The 18,989-nt window shown below is 70.3% G+C and carries 10 protein-coding genes and 3 tRNA genes; 9 read left to right on the top strand and 4 right to left on the bottom strand.

From position 1 onward, the window contains the following. Window positions 1-727: 727 nt before the first annotated feature. The gene (locus G447_RS0102580; RefSeq protein ID WP_026429928.1) at window positions 728-3,487 is read right to left on the bottom strand and encodes a DEAD/DEAH box helicase; all 2,760 of its coding nucleotides are present in this window, start codon (window positions 3,485-3,487) and stop codon (window positions 728-730) included. Between the two features lie 178 nt (window positions 3,488-3,665). Between G447_RS0102580 and G447_RS0102575 the strand changes: the two genes are divergently transcribed. From G447_RS0102575 to G447_RS0102560, 4 genes are all read left to right on the top strand, one after another. Next, entirely contained in the window at window positions 3,666-5,171 is a 1,506-nt protein-coding gene (locus G447_RS0102575) for an alanine/glycine:cation symporter family protein (RefSeq protein WP_026429927.1), read from the top strand. 9 nt (window positions 5,172-5,180) lie between these two features. After that, window positions 5,181-5,948 (top strand): fumarylacetoacetate hydrolase family protein, encoded by a 768-nt coding sequence (locus G447_RS0102570; protein ID WP_026429926.1) that lies wholly within the window; start codon window positions 5,181-5,183, stop codon window positions 5,946-5,948. 352 nt (window positions 5,949-6,300) lie between these two features. Continuing rightward, the gene (locus G447_RS0102565) at window positions 6,301-7,803 is read left to right on the top strand and encodes a purine-cytosine permease family protein (protein WP_026429925.1); all 1,503 of its coding nucleotides are present in this window, start codon (window positions 6,301-6,303) and stop codon (window positions 7,801-7,803) included. Beyond that, on the top strand, window positions 7,800-8,609 hold the full coding sequence (locus G447_RS0102560; RefSeq protein WP_026429924.1) for a purine-nucleoside phosphorylase: 810 nt from the start codon (window positions 7,800-7,802) through the stop codon (window positions 8,607-8,609). Before G447_RS0102565 ends, G447_RS0102560 begins: the two co-directional genes overlap by 4 nt. A gap of 468 nt (window positions 8,610-9,077) precedes the next feature. On the opposite strand, the gene G447_RS0102555 is transcribed toward G447_RS0102560, so the two are convergent. Then, on the bottom strand, window positions 9,078-10,259 hold the full coding sequence (locus G447_RS0102555; protein WP_026429923.1) for a MalY/PatB family protein: 1,182 nt from the start codon (window positions 10,257-10,259) through the stop codon (window positions 9,078-9,080). Window positions 10,260-10,380: 121 nt separating this feature from the next. Between G447_RS0102555 and gltX the strand changes: the two genes are divergently transcribed. From gltX to G447_RS0102535, 4 genes are all read left to right on the top strand, one after another. Further along, window positions 10,381-11,892, top strand: coding sequence for a glutamate--tRNA ligase (gltX, locus tag G447_RS0102550; protein ID WP_026429922.1), 1,512 nt, complete (start codon window positions 10,381-10,383; stop codon window positions 11,890-11,892). Window positions 11,893-11,995: 103 nt separating this feature from the next. Then, window positions 11,996-12,070, top strand: a tRNA-Gln gene (locus G447_RS0102545). Between the two features lie 23 nt (window positions 12,071-12,093). Further along, a tRNA-Glu gene (locus G447_RS0102540) sits at window positions 12,094-12,166 on the top strand. A 32-nt stretch (window positions 12,167-12,198) separates the two neighbouring features. Next, window positions 12,199-12,271: transfer RNA gene (locus G447_RS0102535), tRNA-Glu, on the top strand. A 215-nt stretch (window positions 12,272-12,486) separates the two neighbouring features. On the opposite strand, the gene G447_RS0102530 is transcribed toward G447_RS0102535, so the two are convergent. Both G447_RS0102530 and G447_RS0102525 read right to left on the bottom strand, forming a co-directional pair. Further along, on the bottom strand, window positions 12,487-13,356 hold the full coding sequence (locus G447_RS0102530) for an SDR family oxidoreductase (protein WP_026429921.1): 870 nt from the start codon (window positions 13,354-13,356) through the stop codon (window positions 12,487-12,489). A 128-nt stretch (window positions 13,357-13,484) separates the two neighbouring features. Beyond that, window positions 13,485-14,090, bottom strand: coding sequence for a TetR/AcrR family transcriptional regulator (locus tag G447_RS0102525; protein ID WP_026429920.1), 606 nt, complete (start codon window positions 14,088-14,090; stop codon window positions 13,485-13,487). 242 nt (window positions 14,091-14,332) lie between these two features. Between G447_RS0102525 and pulA the strand changes: the two genes are divergently transcribed. Further along, window positions 14,333-18,430: a pullulanase-type alpha-1,6-glucosidase gene (gene pulA / locus G447_RS0102520; protein ID WP_051226213.1), complete on the top strand. Its 4,098-nt coding sequence runs from the start codon at window positions 14,333-14,335 to the stop codon at window positions 18,428-18,430. Window positions 18,431-18,989 lie beyond the last annotated feature (559 nt).

Raw genomic sequence — 18,989 nt, 5'->3', positions numbered from 1 at the left:
TGGCCGCCGGGTACAGGCGCTGTTCTGGTTCGCGGTTTCTATAGGCGCCGCTGGAAACCAGCCGCCCTTTCTCCGCAGGTTTGCCGTTTTGCCGGTGAGTTCGCCCCTGCTCCTGTCCGTTTTCAGCGTCCATTCCCCTTGGTGTCGCACACAAGGGCGGGAATTAGGCAACACCGGATCGTACTGAGCGTCTTGATTCCGCCCTTGTGTGCGGTGCGTGTTCCGTAAATCGGGGTCCTTGTGTGCGTACCCCGGATTGGGGCCTGCGTTTAGTTTGCGGACGGTTTCGTAAACCGGAGTCCTTGTGTGCGCACCCCGGAGACTGATCGGGTGCCCGGCCCAGGCGCGAGCATCGGCCTGCTCCGGATGTTCCCCTGGCAGGAACACGGGTGCGAGGCGAGCGTGGACGCGCGTCATCGACATCGTGAGGGGGTTGTCGACACCGACGCGTGTTGTCGACATCGTGAGGGGGTTATAACGCGCGCTGGTGTCGACAACGCGCGCTCGTGCAAATGACGCGCGTCGGCGACAGTGCCAGTAACGCGCACTGGCCCCGATATGCCGCGCGGGCTGCCAACAGCGCCCAGGGCAGGGCACCCGACGACCACATGATGATGTCCCCGTAGGGCAGGGAGGTAGGGCACCGCCTTCTTCAACGCCCACCGGGCGGTGGCTGCGGCTTCGGCGCCTGCTTGTGCCTGCACGGGCGTCATGGAAGTGGGCCCAATCAGCGCGGGGCAACCGTCACGATCACGAGGTCCACGGCGCCCGCGCGGTCCGAGGCGGCCACGTCCACCAGGGCGGCGATCCGCCAGTCGTGGTCGCCGTCGGGGTCGGCGAGGGCCTGCTCGACCAGCCAGTAGGAGCCCGGGGGCGCCTCGTCGACCAGGTCCGCCAGTGCCTCGGCGCGCGCGGCCAGGCGCCGGTCCGCGTCCGAGGAGGCGGAGGCGGGAAGGACCGCCAGCACGTCCTCGCGGGCGGGCGCCTCGTTCAACGCGCACATCGAGGCCGAGCGGGCTGCGGCGTCGATGCCGATCCAGTCGTGCTCCGCCCAGTAGCGCTCCAGGGCGCGGTCCCAGTCGTCCCCGCCCCACGGGCCCGCCCCGGCCAGAGCCCCCGCCCCGGCGCCGTCCAAGCGCGCCAGGCCATCGACATCGTCACGGCTCATCAACTCCACGCGCGCGAACATCGCGGCGCGCACCGCGGTGCGGAACGCGTGCCGGTTCGCACTGAACGCCACGGTGCCGTCCTCGTCGGCGCCGAACGCCAGTTCCGCGCCCGCCGAGGCGTCCGCGTCGCCCGCCTGGTCCCACGAGCGCCCCTGCGACAGGGCCTCCCACTCGTCCAGCAACGAGGAGTCCACCGCCCGGATCAGCGCCGCCAGCCACTCGACGATCGAGCGGACCTCGTCGGTCTGCATGGACTCGGGGACGATCTGGCGCAGCGCCCTGTACGCGTCGGTGAGGTAGCGCAGCACCACGCCCTCCGAGCGCCCCACGTCGTAGCGGGACACGAGCTCCGTGAAGGTCATGGCGTTCTCCACCATCTCCCGAACCACCGACTTCGGTGAGATCTCCAGGGCGCCCACCCACGGGTTCGCCGCCACGTAAGTGCGGAACGCGCCCTCGAGCAACTCGGCGAGCGGGCGCGGCCACGTCACCTCCTCCAGGGCCTCCATGCGCTCCTCGTACTCCATGCCCTGCGCCTTCATGGCGGCCACGGCCTCGCCCCGCGCCGCCTTCTCCTGCGCGAAGAGCAGGGGACGGGGGTCCTCGAGCACGGCCTCCACGACGGACACCACGTCCAGGGCGAACTCCGGCGAGGACGGGTCCAACAGCTCCAGGGCGGCCAGAGCGAAGGGCGACAGGGGCTGGTTGAGGGCGAAGTCGTCGGGCAGGTCCGTGGCGGCGCGCAGCCGGGGGCGCCCCTGCGAGGCGGCGAGCGCCGAGGACTCGTGCGAGACCACTCCCGCGCGCCTCATCGACGAGTAGATGTCGCCCAGGCGCCGCAGGTGCGGGTTCGAGGCGGTGGGCGGGTCGTCGTTGGAGCGCGCCAGCCACACGAGGTGCTCGCCGGGGTCCCGCCCGGCGTCCTCCGCGCCCGCCAGGACGTTGAGCACCATCGCGTGCGTCATCTCGAAACGGCTCCTCAACTGCTCGGGGGCCGCTCCGACGAGGCGGTCGAAGGTCGAGCGCGTCCACGAGATCGAGCCGTCGGCGGGGCCCTTGCGCTTCTTCGCTGCCTTCTTCGCGGCGCGCTTGGCCTCGCGCGCGTCACGGGCGGCCTCCTGCGCCGCGCTGAGGCGCGCCCTCTCGCGGGCGGCGTCCACCTCGTGCTCGGGGGCCAGGACCCGCACGAAACCGACCGTGTCGAAGCCCGCGCGCCCCGCTCGGCCCGCGATCTGGTGGAACTCGCGGGCGCTCAGGTGGCGCATCCGCGCGCCGTCGAACTTGATGAGGGAGGTCATCAGGACCGTGCGGATCGGCACGTTGATGCCGACCCCCAGGGTGTCTGTGCCGCACACGATGGGCAGCAGGCCCCGCTGGGTGAGGCGTTCGACGAGGCGCCGGTAGCGCGGCAGCATCCCCGCGTGGTGGACGCCGACGCCCTGGACCAGCAGGGAGCGCAGGGTCTGGCCGAAGCCCCGCCCGAAGTGGACGCCCGCCAGGGCGGCCCCGATCTGGGCCTTGCGGTCCTTGGGGACCAGGGAGTTGCGGTCGAAGGACTTGGCGGTGGACACCGCGTCGCGCTGGGAGAAGTGCACGATGTACACGGGCCAGCGGCCCTCGCCGAGCAGGCGCTCGACAGTGTCCGGCAGGCGGTCCACCACGTACTCGAACTCCAGGGGCACGGGCCGCTCGGCGTCGTCGACCAGCGCCACGGGGCGGCCGGTGCGCTCGCGCCACGCCTCCTCGAAGCGCGAGGTGTCCCCCAGGGTGGCGCTCATCGCGACGAACTGCGCGCCCGTGAGCTCCAGCAGCGGCACCTGCCACGCCCAGCCGCGCTGGCGGTCCCCGTAGAAGTGGAACTCGTCCATGACGACCATGTCGCAGTCGAGGCCGGGCCCCTCGCGCAGGGACTGGTTCGCCAGGATCTCCGCGGTGCAGCAGATGATCGGGGCCGTGGCGTTGAGGGAGACGTCCCCGGTGATCATGCCGACGTTGTCGGCGCCGAAGAGTGCGACCAGGTCGAAGAACTTCTCCGACACGAGGGCCTTGAGGGGCGCCGTGTAGTAGGAGCGGCCCCCGTGGGCCATTGACACGAAGTGCGCGGCGAGCGCGATCATCGACTTGCCCGAGCCCGTGGGGGTGGCGGCGATGACGTGGTTGCCGGCGAGGACCTCGATGAGCGCCTCGTCCTGGTGGGGGTAGAGGGGGCGTCCGGTGCCCTCGGCCCACCCGGCGAACGCCTCGTAGAGGGCGTCGTCGTCGGTGAGGCTCCCGGAGTCTTCCAGGTCGTCGAGGAGGGCGTTGAGCATCGCGGTCATGCCCCCATTGTCCCAGACCCCCGCGGCGCACCGGCATGGACGCCCCGGGCCCGACCCGGCCCCCGTGTGGCATGCTGTCAACGTCACATCAGGGCGGCGCCCGGGGTGCGGCGCCAGCGGGCGGTCCCGTCGGTGGCGCCTCCCCTGGCGCCCCGGCACAGTAACCTAAGGAACCGAAGTGGAAGAATTCGCCGCGGCAGAGAAACAGATCGCCGACTGGATCACCACGCACTTCACCATCGTGATCCTGCTGGGCGTGGGCCTGCTGCTCACCATCGCCTCGCGGGGCGTGCAACTGCGCATGCTCCCGGAAATGGTGCGCACCGTGTTCGGCTCCCGTCAGGGCGCCAAGGGCGGCATCTCCTCCTTCCAGGCGTTCGCCATCTCCCTGGCCGCCCGCGTCGGCGTCGGCAACGTCTTCGGGGTCGCCGCCGCCCTCCTGCTCGGGGGCCCCGGCGCCATCTTCTGGATGTGGGTCGTCGCCCTGGTGGGCATGGCGACGGCGTTCTTCGAGGCGACACTGGCGCAGATCTTCAAGGTCCGCCACCCCGACGGCGCCTTCCGCGGCGGGCCGGCGTACTACATGAAGCGCGGCATGCGCAACCGCGCGATGGCCAAAGTCTTCGCGGTCATCACCGTCCTCACCTGCGGCGTCGTCATCACCTCCGTCCAGTCCAATGCGATCGCGGGCACCCTCACCGAGGCGTTCGGCGAGGGCACGCGGCAGCCCCTCGAGGGGGCGGGGGGCTTCTCGGCGGCCCAGCTCACAGTCGCCGGCCTCGTCTTCGTCTTCTCCGCGATGGTGATCTTCGGGGGAATCCGCACGGTCGCCAGGGTCACCGAGTGGATGGCCCCGATCATGGCCCTCGTCTACGTCGTGATGGTCGCCGTCATCTGCGTCCTCAATATCGGGCAGTTCGGCACCGTCCTGGGCCAGATCTTCACGTCGGCGTTCTCGCCCGAGCCGCTTGTGGGCGGACTCGGCGGCGGGATCCTGGCCGCCATGGTCAACGGCACCCAGCGGGGCCTGTTCTCCAACGAGGCCGGCCAGGGCACGGCCCCCAACGCCGCGGCGACCGCGACCGTGTCCCACCCGGTGCGCCAGGGCCTCATCCAGTCCCTCGGCGTCTTCATCGACACGATCGTCGTGTGCACGGCCACAGCCTTCGTGATCCTCATCGCCGGGGCCGAGGTGTGGGGCGGCCGGGGCGTGAACCCGTCGAACCTGACGACCCTGGCGGTCTCCCACGAACTGGGGGCCTGGGCGATCGTCCCAATGGCGGTCCTCGTCTTCGTCCTCGCCTACTCGTCGATCATCGCCGCCTACGTCTACTCCGACACGAACATGTCCTTCGTCTTCGGCGACCGGGCGTGGGCGACGTGGGGAGTGCGCGTCGTCTGCGTCGCCTCGGCCACCGCTGGGGCGCTGCTCAGCCTCGATGTCGTGTGGAATGCCGTCGATATCGCGATGGCCGTCATGACGATCACCAACCTCATCGCCCTGGTCCTCCTCATGCGCTGGGGCCTGGGGGCGCTGCGCGACTACCAGGAGCAGCGCAGAGCGGGGATCGCCGACCCCGTGTTCGTGGGGGAGGGCAACCCGCTGCTGCCCCGCGACGTTCCCGGGCGCGTGTGGAAACGCCCGAAGAAGTCCCGCGCCCGCAAACCCGGCAGCGCCGGTTAGGATCGCGCTATGAGAATCGTGCGTTTTTCCGACGGGTCGAGTCCCTGCTACGGTGCCCTCGACGACGGTTCCACCAGGATCGTCGGCCTCAAGGGCGACCCCCTCTTCGCGGCCGTGGAGCCCTCGGGCCGTATCTTCGAGCTCGACGAGGTCCGCTTGCTTTCCCCGGTGATCCCGCGGTCGAAGGTCGTGGGGGTCGCCGGCAACTACTCCGACCAGCCCGTGCCCGACGCTGACAGGACCCGCCCGCCGCTGTTCCTCAAGGCGAACACCTCGGTGATCGGGCCCGACGACCCCATCGCGATCCCCGCGTGGTCCGACGACGTGGTCTTCGAGGGCGAGCTGGCCGTCGTCATCAAGTCCCTGGCCAAGGACGTGCCCGTCGAGGAGGCGCACCAGGTGGTCCTGGGGTACACGGTGGCCAACGACGCGACCGCCCGCGACGCGGTGGACGGGGGGCCGTGGGCGCGCGGCAAGTCCTTCGACACCGCCTGCCCCCTGGGCCCGTGGATCACGGTGGACCCCAGGCTGGATCCGACTGACTTGGCGATCCGCTCCACCGTCAACGGCGTGCCCGCGCAGGACGGGTCGAGCGCCGACATGATCTGGAACGTCTTCGAACTGGTTTCCTACGCCTCGACGGCGTTCACCCTGCTGCCCGGAGACGTCATCGTCACGGGTGCTCCCCCCGGTTGCGGCCCCGTTAAGGCTGGGGACCGCGTCGAGATCACGATCGACGGAATCGGCACCCTGTCGAACCCGGTTGTGCGCGCATAGGGGAGAGCCCCGGCGAACCGGCACGCCCGGGCGTTCCACGTCGCGGTCGTCCGTGTATAGGGGGAGCCCTCTCCCAACCGTGCGAGGGGGCGCCCCGCCGTGGTCGGTTCGAGGGGTCTCCCGGTCGTGCGCGCACAGATGGGAGCCCCTACCGTACGCGCGGGGGTGTTCCGCCCCCGGGGAGCCGGGCGGGTACGGCCGCTTCGTGGCCCCTACCGTACGCGCGGGGGTGTTCCGCCCCGCCGCGGTCGGTGCGGTGGCGCTCGCGGCCTCCTCGGAGCAGGGGGTGTTGCGCGGGCTGCGCACTGACTATGCTCTATGGTGCAGATCCCATTCCCCATAGGAGCAATCAATGTCCGATTCCTCTGCGCCCACTTCGGGCAATGCCCAGGGCGGCCTCGCCGTCGAAATGGCGGGCCTCGACGTCATCCCCGAAAGCGACCGCAAGGGCAGGCCGTCGGACCTGTTCATGCCGTGGTTCGCCGCGAACATCTCGGTCCTGGGCATCTCCTGGGGCTCGTGGGTGCTGGGCTTCGGCCTGTCCTTCCCCCAGGCCGTCGTCGTCTCGGTCATCGGGGTCTCCCTGTCCTTCCTGGTGTGCGGCCTGGTCGCCCTGGCGGGCAAGCGCGGTTCCGCCCCCACCCTGGTCCTGTCGCGCGCGGCCTTCGGCTACAACGGCAACCGCGTCTCCGCGCTGATCTCATGGATTCTCACCGTCGGGTGGGAGACCTTCCTCTGCATCATGGCCGTCCAGGCGACGGCCACCGTCATGGGCGCCCTCGGATTCGAGAACCACCTGGTCGCCCAGGTCCTCGCCCTCATCCTGGTGGTGGTCCTGGCCGCAGGGTCGGGCGTGCTGGGCTTCGAGGCGATCATGCGCGTGCAGACGTGGATCACGTGGGCGACCGCAGTCCTCACCCTCGTCTACCTGGTCCTCGCGGCGCCCACCATCGACATGGGCGCGCTCATGGCGCGCCCCGCTGGATCGGTGGCAGCGGTCCTGGGCGCCGGGTGCATGCTGCTGGTCGGCTTCGGCTTCGGGTGGATCAACGCGGCCGCCGACTACTCGCGCTACCTGCCGCGCACCGCCTCCACCAAGGGCGTCGTGGGGTGGACGACCTTCGGGGCGGCACTGCCCACGGTCGTCCTCGTGTTCTTCGGCGTCCTGCTGGTGGGCTCCAATTTCGACGAGCTCTCCGAGGCGATCGGCGGTGACCCCATCGGGGCGCTCACCACGATCCTGCCGACCTGGTTCCTCATCCCCTTCGCCCTGGTTGCGATCCTGGGCCTGATCGGCGGCATCGTCATGGACATCTACTCCTCGGGCCTGTCGCTGCTGGCCACGGGAGTCCCCGTCAACCGCCCTGTCGCCACCGCCATCGATGGCACGATCATGACGGTGGGCACCATCGTGGTCGTGTTCTTCGCCGACTCCTTCCTCACCCCCTTCACTGCCTTCCTCACCACGCTCGGAGTCGTCATCGCCGCGTGGGGCGGCGTCATGCTGGCCGACATCGCACTGCGCCGCGAGGACTACGACGAGCCCTCGCTCTTCGTCTCCGACGGGCGCTACGGCTCCGTGAACTGGGGCGCGGTGGCGGCGCTGGCGGTCGCCTCCTTCGTCGGGTGGGGGCTGGTGGTCAACACGAGCGCCTCGTGGCTGTCCTGGCAGGGCTACCTGCTGGGCCCCCTCGGCGGGCGCGAGGGCGACTGGGCGGGCGCCAACATCGGCATCCTCCTCGCGCTGGTCGTCGGATTCGTAGGCTATTGGGCGACCAGCGCGGGCCGTGTGCGCGCCCAGGAGGCCCAGCCATCGCGCACCTACGCCCAGGGCGCCTCCGAGGGGGAGCGATGACTCCCCCCGGGGACGCGGACCCGCGCTTCGTCTCGGCTCTCGTGGACGAGGAGGCCGCGGCCGCCGCTTCCGCCCTCGTTTCCCTCGCAGCAGGGGCGCCCCGCGCGCTCGTCGTCCTGGGGTCGGGGCTCGCCCCCGCCCTCGATACGGCGTGGCCCGCCCCGCGCGCATCCCTGCCCCTGGCCTCCCTGCCCGGCTGCCTCGCTCCCGTCGCCGACGGACACGGGGGCGAAGTGCGCCTCTACGACCACGCCTCGGGCCCGGTCCTCGTGGCGACGGGGCGCACCCACCTGTACGAGGGCCACGGGCCCCGGCCCGTTACAGCCCTCGCCCGGGCGGCGGCGAGCGCGGGTGTGGAGCGCGCGGTCCTCACCAACGCGAACGGCTGCCTGCGCGACTGGGAGCTGGGCGATGTCATGGCGATCACGGACCACATGAACCTGTCGGGAGCCTCGCCCTTCAACGGCCCGCTCTTCCTGGACGTCTCGGCTGTGTGGGACGCGGAACTGACCGATGCCCTGCGCGGACAGTGCCAGCGCGAAGGGGTTTACGCCCTCCTGCGCGGCCCCGAGTACCAGACCGCCGCCGAGACGCGCGCCCTGGCGGGTCTGGGGGTTGACTGCGTGGGCATGTCCACGGTCATGGAGGCCCTGGCCCTGCACGCGCTCGGCGTGAGGGTCGCGGGCATGTCGGTCGTGTCCGACCTGTCCTTCGCCGCCTCCCCGACGGACCCGGGGCTCGTCGTCGAGGCGGCAGCGCGGGCGGGGGAGGCCGTGCGCATGGGGATCGAGGCTGCGCTGGAGTAGGGAGCCTCCGTGCGTCTAGTGATCGAGGCGGCGCTGGAGTAGGCTGCCCCGCCCGATGGCCCGCCCCGCGCGCTTGGGCGACCCATTCCTTCCCCCATCCTTCCCCCAGCGGGAAGAGGATGCCTCATAAGAGAGCTTCTCCTTCGCTGACGCTTCTCACGCACCATAGTTTCGGCCGTCTGCCACTCCTGGTGGTCCAAAAAGCGTCTGAGTCTCGGGTGATTCCGGGGGCTTGTGGGTTGGGCGGTCCAAAATGCGTCTGAGTCTGCCCGGAATCGTAGAAATCGGCCAGATATCGTCGAACTCAGACGCATTTTGGAACAGTGCGCCCTGGCGCCCCTGGAATGCGGTGAAGCCCAGACGCATTTTGGACCACCGGGCAACCGCGGGCACTGCGCACACGCCCGCCTCGGGTGAAGCCCAGACGCATTTTGGACCACCGGGCGACCGTTGCGGGGATGGCCCCCGCTAACGGAGGGCGTCGAGGGCCAGCACACCGTCCACGATCCGCCGCGCCACGTCGGGGGCGCACGCCAGGTTGATCCGCGCCCACTTGTAGTAGTCCGCGCCCAGGGTCAGCCCCTCGTTAGCGGCGATGCCCGCCTCATCGCGCAGCACGTCGAAGGGGGAGCGGCGGCCCAGGTCCACGCCCTCGAAGCCCCACCACGTGAGGTAGGTGGCCTCAGGGCGCACGAAGTCGATGGGGGAGCCGGACAAGCGGGACTCCACGAGATCCATGTTGGCGCGGATGAGGTCCTTGACCTCCCGCTGCCACGCGTCGCCCTTCTCGTAGGCGGCGATGGTGGCCACGGTGCCGATGACGGTGGCGCCGTGGGCGACTTCGTCGCGGAAGGCGTCCCAGCGGGCTCGCAGCGCCTCGTCGGGCAGGATCACCTGCGCCGACGGCAGGCCCGCGATGTTCCACCCCTTCGAGGCGGCCGTCGCGGTCACCGTGTGCGCCGCGCAGGAGCCGCCCAGTGAGGCGTAGGGCACGAAGGGGACGGTCTCGTCGAGGACCAGGGGCGAGTGGATCTCGTCGGAGAAAACCAGGGCGTCGTACTGCCCGACGACGCCCGCCAGGGCGCGCAGCTCCTCCTCGCGCAGGATCCTGCCCGTCGGGTTCCACGGGTTGCACAGGATGACCAGGCCGGCCCCTGCCTCGAGCCCCGCGCGGATCCCATCCAGGTCGAGGGCCCACCCGTGCCCGCCGGCGCGGGTCCCGCGCAGTGAGGGGACCTCGATGACCGGGTGGCCGAGCCTGGAGGGGATGGTGAGGAAGGGCATGTACGCGGGCGTGGGGACGACGACGGGAGAGCCGGGGCGCACCAAATGGCGGATCATGGCCTCCAGGACGGGCAGCACCGAGGCCGCCAGACGCACCTGGCCGGGCTCGACCTCCCAGCCGAAGCGCTCGTGCTGGAAGGCTGCGGTGGCTTCGGCGACGGCGCCCTCGAGCCAGCGCGGCTGGTAGCCCAGCAGGCCGTCGTCGATGGCGCCCTTCATGGCGGCCGCCACCTCCGGAGCCGTCCCGAAGTCCATCTCCGCGACCCACGCGCCAATAGTGGGGGAGCCGTCCGAACGCGTCACGCCCGTCCATTTGAGGGAGCCGGTGCGGTAGAGCTGGGAGTCGGTGAACGTGCGGACTGTCAAGGCTGCTCCTCGGATAGGCGGTGTCGGGCGCGACAAGCATATTGCCGCTTCCGACCCGGTGCAGCGCCGAACCGACTGGCGGGCCCTCGCGACGGCGGCGCTGGAGTAGGATTGGGCAATCATGAGTGAAACAACCGCAACCGGCGCCGACGTGCGCGTCCGCTTCTGCCCTTCGCCCACGGGGACACCCCACGTCGGAATGGTCCGCACGTGCTTGTTCAACTGGGCCTACGCCCGTCACACGGGCGGCACTTTCGTCTTCCGCATCGAGGACACGGACGCGGCCCGCGACTCCCAGGAGTCCTTCGACCAGATCATCGAGTCGCTGCAGTGGCTCGGCCTCGACTGGGACGAGGGCGTCGGCAAGGGCGGCCCCCACGGCCCCTACCGCCAGTCCGAGCGCATGGGCATCTACCGCGATGTCGCCGCCCGCCTGCTCGAGGCCGGGTACGCCTACGAGTCCTACTCGACGCCCGAGGAGGTCGAGGAGCGCCACCGCGCCAAGGGCGAGGACCCCAAACTCGGCTACGACGGCTTCGACCGGGACCTGAGCGAGGAGCAGGTCGCAGCCTTCCGCGCCCAGGGGCGCCAGCCGGTGCTGCGCCTGCGCATGCCCGACGAGGACATCGCCTTCACGGACCTGATTCGCGGTGAGATCACCTTCAAGGCGGGGTCAGTCCCCGACTACGTCATCGTGCGCGCCAACGGCCACCCCCTGTACACGCTGGTGAACCCCGTGGACGACGCCCTCATGGGGATCACCCACGTGCTGCGCGGCGAGGACCTGCTGTCGTCGACCCCCCGCCAGATCGCGCTCTACCGGGCCCTCGAGGCCATCGGTGTCGCCGAGGCCATGCCCCGCTTCGGGCACCTGCCCTACGTCATGGGCGAGGGGAACAAGAAGCTGTCCAAGCGCGACCCCGAGTCGAACCTGCTGCTCCACAAGGAAGCGGGGATGATCCCCGAGGGCCTGAACAACTACCTCGCCCTGTTGGGCTGGTCGATCGCCCCCGACCGAGATGTCTTCTCGATGCGGGAGATGGTCGGTGCCTTCGACATTTCGGATGTGAACCCGAATCCAGCGCGCTTCGACCACAAGAAGGCCGTCGCCATCAACGCCGAGCAGATCCGCCTGCTGGACGGGGCGGACTTCCGCGACCGCCTGGTGCCCTTCCTGCGCCGCGACGGGTTCGTGTCCGCCGATTCCTTCGGGGCCCTGGCCCCCCGCGAGCAGCAGGTGCTCTCCGAGGCGGCCCCCCTGGTCCAGACGCGCATCCAGGTGCTCTCCGAGGCGCCGGGGATGCTCGGATTCCTCTTCGTCGCCGACTCCGGGTTGGAGGTGGACGCCAAGGCGGTCGCCAAGCTCAAGGACAACGCGGGGGAGGTGCTCGACGAGGCCATCGCCTTCGTTGAGGGCATAGGGGCGGAGGAGTTCGCCACGGACCGCCTCGAGGCGGGGCTGCGCCAGAGGATCGTCGATGGGATGGGCATCAAGCCGCGGCTGGCCTTCGGGCCCCTGCGCGTGGCCATTACGGGCCGCCAGGTGTCCCCGCCGCTCTTCGAGTCGATGGAGATCCTGGGCAGGGAGTCGTCGTTGGCGCGTTTGCGTGCGCTCCGCGAGGCGCTCGCCTGATCCGTGAGGGGTGCCACTTCCTGTGGATTTGGTTTCACTGTGGGGGTGCGCTAAGGTTTCTACCTGTCGCCCGCGGCTCGCAAGGGAAGCGGCGATCCCACATTGGGGTATGGTGTAATTGGCAACACAGCTGATTCTGGTTCAGCCATTCTAGGTTCGAGTCCTGGTACCCCAGCCACTCGGCGAGTGATCGCCGGGAAGGCCCCCATCGTCTAGCGGCCTAGGACGACGCCCTCTCACGGCGTTAACACCGGTTCAAATCCGGTTGGGGGTACGACTCGGTCCCGAATGGGTTCCGGGTGATGGGCCCCCATCGTCTAGCGGCCTAGGACGACGCCCTCTCACGGCGTTAACACCGGTTCAAATCCGGTTGGGGGTACTCCTGCGGGAGGGTCTTGCGGCCCTCCCGCTTCTCGTTGTCCCGCCGCCGCGCCCGGAGTGTGCGCTCTGCCCCCGTGTAGCGCCCGGCCCTCGCATTCTGCCCTCGGTCCTCAGGTGCGCCGTGGTCGCCCGCGCCCGGCCCGCGTGTTCGGTCGGGCTAGCGGATGGCCGCTACTGCCCCTCCGGCTCCGCCGCGGCCCCCGCATCCGGCCCTCAGCGCGGCCCGCGCGCGTGCTCGGCGTAGAAGTCGGCCAGGCGGTGCGTCCCCGTGGCGGGCGCGACGCAGTCGTGGAGCATGTTCCACACCGCGAAGCGGGCGGTATCGCCCTTGCGGGGGCTGGCCATGGCTGTGGCCCGGATCGCGGGGCCGACGAGCCATTGGGGCGCGGTGACGACGCGCGCCCGCCTGCCCAGGACGTGGAACGCCGTGCGCGCCCACTGCTCCCACGTGAGGGTGTCGGGGCCGCCCACGTCCCACTGCCCGGCGTCCCCCGATTCCACGCGGTCGGCGATGTAGCGGGCCAGGTCCGCCCCGTGCACGGGGTTGATCCGCGCCTCCCGCCTCATGACGGCGACCATGCCGTGGCGGGCCATCGACAGGAGGGCCATCATGTCGGAGAAGTAGGCGGGCGGGTTGATGATCTGCGCGGTGATCCTGGAGCCGGCGAGGGCGCGCGCGAAGGCGGTTTTGGCGCGGGTGAGGCGGGTGGGGCAGTGCTCGGCGCCGAGTGCGTTGACGTAGGTGAACGAGTTGGCCCCGTGGCGCAGGGCCGAGGCGAGGATCGCTTTGTTGGCGAGGTTGTCGATCGTCCACGGATCCGCGTTCTGCCTGGTCACACCGAGTGCTGAGACGACGTGGTCGCTCCCGGCGGCGGCTCCGGCCGTGGTCCGGGGGTCGGTGACGTCGCCGACGATCCAGTGGTCCACGAGGCCGTCCAGGGGTGGGGCGCCCCATGGTCCGGCGGAGCGCGCGCGTTCGGCGTCCCGCACTATTGCTGTGGTCGTGTGGCCGCGGCGGTGGAACTCCGCGACGAGGTGCCGCCCGAGGTACCCGGTCGCCCCGGCGATTGTGATTGTGCTCATCTGCTCTTCCCTCCACTTCGTCGTGAGTGCCCGCGTGCGGGGCCGTCTGCGCGTTCCCAGTCTACCAATTCGTGGACAGGTGTGTCCATGAATTGGGGACCGGAATCCGGATCGGGGGGCGCGGGCGCTCAGGGGGCGCCGGGCGCGCCCAGGAGCCGCACCATCACCGCGCGCACGAGGGCGTGGGAGTCGGCGGGCACCTCGGCGCGCGAAGCCATCCACCGGTCCAGGGCGGCCGCGACCGCCCACACGAGTTCGGCGTGGAGCTCTTCGGGGAGCTCTTCGTCGAGTGCGCCGAGGCGGCGGCCGACGCGCACGACCTCGGCGCACCACCGCCTCGCCCCGCGCTCGAAGGACGCGCGCCTCGCTGAGGCGGGGGCGTCGGGCATGTGGAAGAGGCGCGCGGTCGCCGCCAGATCCGGGTCGGCGCCCGCGGCGGCCAGCGCGTCGACGAAGCCGAACAGGCGGGGCCAGAAGGTCGTGGCGGTCAGGGCGCCCGGGTTGGGGGGCGGGGCGCACATGGCGAGGCGGGACAGGCCATCGGCGAATGCCTCGTCGAGCAGTGCCTCCTTCCCGTCGAAGAAGTAGTAGAAGGAGCTGCGGGGGAAGCCGGAGGCGCGCAGGACGGAGCTCAACGAGGTCCCCGCGTACCCCAGGCGCGCGAAGGAGGAGCGCGCCTCGCGCATGAGGGCGCCCCGCCGGTCGCTGTCGATGGGTTTGCGGGGACGCGCCATCGTTTGCCTCCGCAGTGGTGGGGATCGGGTCGTTGGGCACCAGGCTACCCGAGGGGCGGGTTCCCACCCCCGTCGCCGCTCTGGGAATCGCCGGTCGTCGGCCGCCGGGATGCCCCAGGAGCGCGCTCCCGCAGGTGGCAGGCGCTATCGGTGGGCGTGCCGCACTTTTGCAGAAACCTTGCAGAAACAAATCCGGGGCTTCTAAAGTGGAGGCACCCCCATCCCCCGGGGCGACCAACACAATGGACGAAGGAGTCTTCGTGCGCACTCTCATCCGCTGGAAACACAGGAGAAAACACCGGGCGTCGGTAAGCGCCGCCCTCGCCGCCGCGGTCTCGCTGGCCCTGGGCGGCCTCTCGTTGCTGGGCGCGCCCACCATGGCGGCAGACGCCCCGCCCACCGGCGCCCAATCAGGGGCGTCCGCCGAGGCCGCGCCCGACCTCGTCACCATCCCCGGCTCGCACAACACCGCGATGGGCTGCGCCTCGCAGTGGCAGCCCGACTGCTCCAGCGCCGCCCTGGCGCGCGACCCCGAGTCCGGCCTGTACACCGCTTCCTTCAACCTGCCCAAGGGCGACTGGGAGTACAAGGTCGCCATAGGGGGGACCTGGGATGTGAGCTACGGCGCGGGCGGGATCCCCGGCGGGGCGAACATCGCCTACTCCACCACCGAGGCGACCACGGTGACCTTCTACTACGACCCGGTCACCCACCGCGTGTGGAACACCACCGACGGCCCCGTCATCACTCTGCCCGGCTCCCTCCAGTCCGAACTGGGCTGCACCCGCGGCGACAACGGCGGCGACTGGGCGCCCGACTGCCTCGCCCCCCTCATGGTGCCGCGCGGCGACGGGACGTGGACCTACTCGACCGATAGGCTGCCCGCGGGCTCCTACGAGCTCAAGGTCGCCCACGGGCTCTCGTGGAACGAGAACTACGGGGTCGATGGCGCCCCGGGCGGCGCGAACTACTCATTCAACACGAAGGCCGGCAATCTCGTGACATTCACGTACACGCTCGCCACCCACAAACTCGACATCGATGTCGCCGACGCCCCCCTCAAGGGCGTGGGCGAGCAGCGCGCCTACTGGGTGGGTGAGAAGACCCTCGCCTGGCCCGTCTCCCTGCTGCCCGACGGCGTCAGTCGCGACCAAGTGATCTCCGGCGAGGCCGGACTGGCCTACACGCTCGTCACCGCTCCCGACGGGGGCGCCGGCGTGGACGGGGGCGCGGTCACCGGCGGCGACAGCCACCCCCTGACGGTGATCGGGGACCTGCCTTCTCAGGTGACTGACGCCCACCCGAACCTGCGGGGCTACCTGGCCCTCGGCATCGGCGACTCCCTCACCTCCGAGCAGGTGCGCGAGGCGCTGCGCGGCCAGGTCGCCGTCACGCAGGCCCGAAGCGGTGGCGCGCTCAACGCCTTCACCGGCGTCCAGCTGGCGCCCGTCCTCGACGAGCTCTACGCCGCCACTGCGCGCGACGGCGCCCTCGGCGTCACCTGGGCCGGCGACGTCCCCTCCTTCGCGCTGTGGGCCCCCACCGCGCGGAAGGTGTCGCTGCTGACGTGGAACACCTCCGACCCGACCGGCTCTGCGGCCGAGGCCGCAGGCGAGGCCGTGCGCACCGAGGCCCAAGCCGGAGCGGACGGCACCTGGCGGGTGGCGAACGCGGACGGCGCGATCACCAAGGGCGCCCAGTTCCAGTGGGAGGTCGAGGTCTACGTGCCCTCCACCGGCAAAGTCGAGACGAACACCGTCACCGACCCCTACTCCGTTGCCCTGACCGTCGACTCGACGCGCTCAGTGGCCATCGACCTGTCGGACGGGGCGCTCGCGCCCGCCCAATGGGCCTCCACCCCCGCTCCCAAGGTCCGCAACGACGCCTCGCGCGCCATCTACGAGCTGCACGTGCGCGACTTCTCCGCCAAGGACCAGTCCGTGCCCGAGGAGATGAGGGGCACCTACAAGGCGTTCACCGTCTCCGGCTCGGCGGGCATGAGGCACCTGGGAGAACTGGCGGGGGCCGGGATGAACACCATCCACCTGCTGCCCACCTTCGACATCGCGACCATCCCCGAGAAGCGCGCCGAGCAGAAGACCCCGCAGATCCCCGAGGGCGCGGGGCCCGCCTCGGAGGAGCAGCAGGCCGCCGTGAGCGCTGTCGCCGACCAGGACGCCTTCAACTGGGGCTACGACCCGCTGCACTGGATGGCCCCGGAGGGCTCCTACGCCACTGACGCCAACCAGAACGGCGGGGGGCGCACCGTCGAGTTCCGCGAGATGGTGGGCGCTCTGCACGCCACCGGACTGCAGGTGGTGCTCGACCAGGTGTACAACCACACGACGGCCTCCGGTCAGGACCCCAAGTCCGTGCTCGACAGGATCGTTCCCGGCTACTACCAGCGCCTCAACGCCTCGGGCGGGGTGGAGAACTCCACGTGCTGCTCCAACGTGGCCACTGAGAACGCGATGAGCGAACAGCTCATGATCGACTCCCTGGTGATGTGGGCGCGCCACTACCACGTCGACGGATTCCGCTTCGACCTCATGGGCCACCACTCGCGCCAGACCATGGAGCGCGCCAAGGCCGCCCTGTCCCAGCTGACGCTGGAGGCCGACGGGGTCGATGGGTCCAGCCTCTACCTGTACGGGGAGGGCTGGAACTTCGGCGAGGTCGCGAACAACGCGCTGTTCACCCAGGCCACGCAGGGCCAGCTCGACGGCACCGGGATCGGCGCCTTCAACGACCGGATCCGCGACGCCGTCCACGGCGGCGGCCCCTTCGACGAGGACCACCGCGTCTACCAGGGATTCGGCTCGGGGGCGTTCTCCGACCCCAACGGGCTCGACACCAGGAGCGACGCGGAGCGCCAGGCCGATTACCAGCACAGGGTGGACCTGGTCAAGCTCAGTCTCGCCGGCAACCTCAAGGGCTACGCGATGACCACCTACGACGGGCGCTCTGTGACCGGCAAGCAGCTGGACTACAACGGCCAGGGGGCGGGCTACGCCTCCCAGCCCGCCGAGTCCGTGAACTACGTCGATGCCCACGACAATGAGACGCTCTTCGACCTGCTCACGTACAAGCTGCCCACGTCCGTGCCGATGGGCGACAGGGTGCGCATGAACACCCTGTCGCTGGCGACCGTGGCCCTCGGCCAGTCGCCCTCCTTCTGGTCGTCGGGCACGGAGCTCCTGCGCTCGAAGTCCCTGGACCGCGACTCGTACAACTCGGGCGACCACTTCAACGCCATCGACTGGACCGGGCAGGACAACGGCTTCGGCGCGGGCCTGCCCGTCGCCTCGAAGAACGGCGACAAGTGGCCGATCATGAGGCCGCTCCTCGAGAACGCCTCCCTCAAGCCGACCCCCGCCGACATCGCGTCGGCCAACGGCCAAGCCATGGACCTGCTGCGCCTGCGCGCCTCGACGCCGCTGTTCGCCCTGGGCTCGGCGGACCTCATCGGGCAGAAGGTGTCCTTCCCGGGCGGCGGCGCGGTGCCCGGCTCTCTCACGATGCTCGTTGACGACACAGTGGGGGCCGACGCCGATCCCGCCCTGGACGGCGTGCTCGCGGTGTTCAACGCCTCGGACAAGCCCCTGACCCAGACGGTCGGCGCTCTGGCCGGGAGGGCGTTCCAGCTCAGCAGCGTCCAGGCGGGCGGATCGGACGAGGTCGTCAAGGGAGCCACGTTCGACGCGGCGACCGGCACAGTGACTGTTCCGGCGCGCACAGTCGCCGTGTTCACCCAGGCCACTGGCGGGGTCGGGCCCCAGCCGCTCACCGGGCAGTGGGTGAAGGACGGATCCCGCTGGTGGTACCGCTACTCCGATGGCACGTACCCGAGGTCGACCCGGCTCACGATCGACGGCAAGGACTACGCCTTCGACGCGCAGGGCTGGATGGTGACCGGCTGGGACAGCACGGACGGGCAGTGGCGCTACTACGGCTCCTCCGGTGCCGCTGTTTCGGGCTGGCTGCACGACGGCGGCTCCTGGTACTACCTGGATCCGGCCACCAAGGCCATGGCCACAGGATGGCTGGAACTGGGCGGCACCTGGTACCACCTGGCGCCGTCGGGCGCGATGGCGACCGGCTGGGCCAGGATCGATGGCCAGTGGTACCACTTCGCCCCCTCGGGCGCCATGGACCGCGGGTGGCTGTACGTGCGCGGCTCCTGGTTCTACCTCACGGACTCGGGTGCGATGGCCATCGGCTGGGTCCCCGTTGACGGGTCCTGGTACTACATGCACGCCTCCGGCGTCATGGCCACCGGAACCCAGGTCATCGACGGCACCACCTACCGCTTCTCCTCATCAGGGCGGTGGATCGGCTGACACGCCGGTGCGAAGGCGGACGGGGCCCGCGACCAGGAGGTCGCGGGCCCCGTTCTGTGTCGTGCTGGGTCGATGCCGGCCTGTGTCGTGCTGGGGCGTACCCCGTTCCGTGTTGAGCTGGGTCGGGGGCTCGTCCGCGCCAGGGGGGCTTCCGTGTTCTACGCCTTCCGGGTCGGGGGGAGAGAGAAAATACTCGTCCGCGCCCGGGGACCTCCGTGTTCCACGCCTTCCGGGTCGGGATGCCGTCCTGGGTCGATGCCGGGCCTGGCCGCTCGGGTTCCCCTCGGCGAAATCATGCGTTGAGAAGTGGCCCGGTCGGGGCCGGGCACCGTTCGTTTTGCAAGCGATGCCGCGCTTTCAAAGGGAAGCTGCGCCCGTCAGGCTGGTGTGGGGGCTGTTTTGCAAGCGAAGTCGAGTTTTCAAAGGGATACCGTCACTTTGCAAGTGTTATAACGCTTGCAAAGTGTGGTAGCGCTTTACAAGCGCGATATCTCTTTGAAAACAGCCCACGACGTGGGGTATCCGTGCCCCAGCCACTCGCTGGCCAGGTGGTATCGCT

The organism is Schaalia georgiae DSM 6843 (assembly GCF_000429245.1).
Classification (GTDB): domain Bacteria; phylum Actinomycetota; class Actinomycetes; order Actinomycetales; family Actinomycetaceae; genus Pauljensenia; species Pauljensenia georgiae.
This window is presented reverse-complemented; position numbering and strand designations above follow the sequence as displayed.